This window comes from Bacillus songklensis (assembly GCF_042649685.1).
Classification (GTDB): domain Bacteria; phylum Bacillota; class Bacilli; order Bacillales; family Bacillaceae_H; genus Bacillus_BA; species Bacillus_BA songklensis.
Genome location: NZ_JBHRZT010000053.1, coordinates 1 through 1,667 on the forward strand (window position 1 = coordinate 1; position 1,667 = coordinate 1,667).

The 1,667-nt window shown below is 38.0% G+C and carries 3 protein-coding genes; 2 read left to right on the top strand and 1 reads right to left on the bottom strand.

What is annotated here, in order from left to right:
- Positions 1–132: a DUF3967 domain-containing protein gene (locus tag ACFOU2_RS14710; RefSeq protein ID WP_377916428.1), complete on the top strand. Its 132-nt coding sequence runs from the start codon at positions 1–3 to the stop codon at positions 130–132.
- A 177-nt stretch (positions 133–309) separates the two neighbouring features.
- Positions 310–819 (top strand): hypothetical protein, encoded by a 510-nt coding sequence (locus ACFOU2_RS14715; protein WP_377916424.1) that lies wholly within the window; start codon positions 310–312, stop codon positions 817–819.
- A 56-nt stretch (positions 820–875) separates the two neighbouring features.
- Here ACFOU2_RS14715 and ACFOU2_RS14720 read toward each other — a convergent pair whose 3' ends face one another.
- Positions 876–1,205 carry a hypothetical protein gene (locus ACFOU2_RS14720; protein WP_377916426.1) on the bottom strand — a complete coding sequence of 110 codons (330 nt, stop codon included), beginning with the start codon at positions 1,203–1,205 and terminating at the stop codon, positions 876–878.
- Positions 1,206–1,667 lie beyond the last annotated feature (462 nt).

The following is a 1,667-nucleotide window of genomic DNA, read 5'->3' on the forward strand; positions in this document are numbered from 1 at the left end:
ATCAATCATCGATTAGAAAAGCGTGATGGTGAGTTAGTGAACACGATGAAAGAGATGATGGAAATGAAAAAACAAGTTGCTGTACTTGAGGAACAGAAGGCTCAAAAGAAATGGTGGCAATTTTGGCAGTAGTATGGAGAATTCCCGAAAAGTCACATAACATACCCCACATTCTAGATTATTTAGGGATGTCGAAAAATAAACGTGGAATTATAGTTATTCTCGGCAGATATCTATACCTTTCTCAATGGACTAGCATACATTAATCTTGGCCCTATATATAGGGACTAAGAATTAGGAGGGGAAAGTATGGGCTATCGTCAAGATGATAACTGTGGTTGTGAAGGGACAATGGCAGAAGAAGGAGTAGAAATTATACAACCAGCACCAGTGCGTGTGCAAGTTCCTTGTTGCATTCCTTTTTCAGAAGACCACTCTTTTGAAACATGTCAAGATGCTTTTGATTTCACGTATGGTGTTAGTGGCCCCGAAACTGAAATTCGTTTAAACTGCCAAGTACGTGTATTTAAAGCGAGAGTAGCTTTAACAAACGTCTGTCCGGGAAGAAGAATCAACCTTGCTGTTATAGCAGGTATTAATAGACCAGGTCTTCCTTTCATCGGAATGAAAGGTGCTACGTTTACGGTTCCGGGTAACGTTGGGGATCCTTGTATACCCACATTATTTATCGATGAATTTTGTTTTGTAGTTCCAGAAGATATTTGCCAAGAGGAAGCGATTACGGTAAAAATCCTTGCCCATTACAGTGATTTTGTGAGAGAAAACTTAGTGTCTCAAACTTCTGGTTTTCCTATTTAATCCTCTAAAAAAACAACAAAAAACGCCTCTAAATTAAAAGCGTTTTTTGTTGTTTTTTACATTTTCACTGTAAAATCAACTTCAGTTGAGCTGCTATTTGAGTCTAATTTTACCATCGTAGTTTGCCCGTTTTGAATATTAACTGATTGATTATTTTGCTGAGATGAAGTATTTACCTGATTTAGTCTATCTATTTTTGGATGGGTAGCCATAACAACGTTGGGTTTTACAGTATTCTTAGGTATTTCAGCATTTACCTTCTTTTCTTCTATTTCTTTGCTTTCAATTGATTTTTTTAGTGTATTGATTAATTGAACTACCTTAAAGAACCCTAATAAAAAAAAGCAAAATAGAATAAATAAGCTAGTTATTATTACATATTCCACTTTTACCTCTCCTTTGGTAATGAGTACTTAGCTAATATGGTATTCATCACCATAAAAAACGCTTGTATGTTTAAACTAATTAGGTGAATTGAAAATCAAAAGATTGAATTCATTTAGAATGACACTCACACATTTCTTATGTGGGAGATGGACGTCACCGAAGGTATCGACCAGAGACTGCGGATATACTGCGCTTCATTGCGGAAGGGTTCAACCGCAATCTAACCGCAGTGGAGATTGAAGAAGGTCTAAGCCTTACGGCTGTAAGGAATATGGGGGTTGAGGAAGAAACCGCAATGAGAACCGCGGCAGCGCAGCAGCAGTCTAATCAACAGGCGATTTCTGTTCAGGTGGAGGTGGGGGAAGAGTTCCAAGAACTTATGAAGCAAACCCAGGTTGCTATGCAAATAATGGCTCAACAAAAAGAAGAAATTATGGAGCTGCGGAAGGCTGTTGCGGAAC

Excerpts from the sequence above, each read along its gene's own strand:
- ACFOU2_RS14715 (WP_377916424.1), top strand. The coding sequence starts at position 310 with ATGGGCTATCGTCAAGATGATAACTGTGGTTGTGAAGGGACAATGGCA.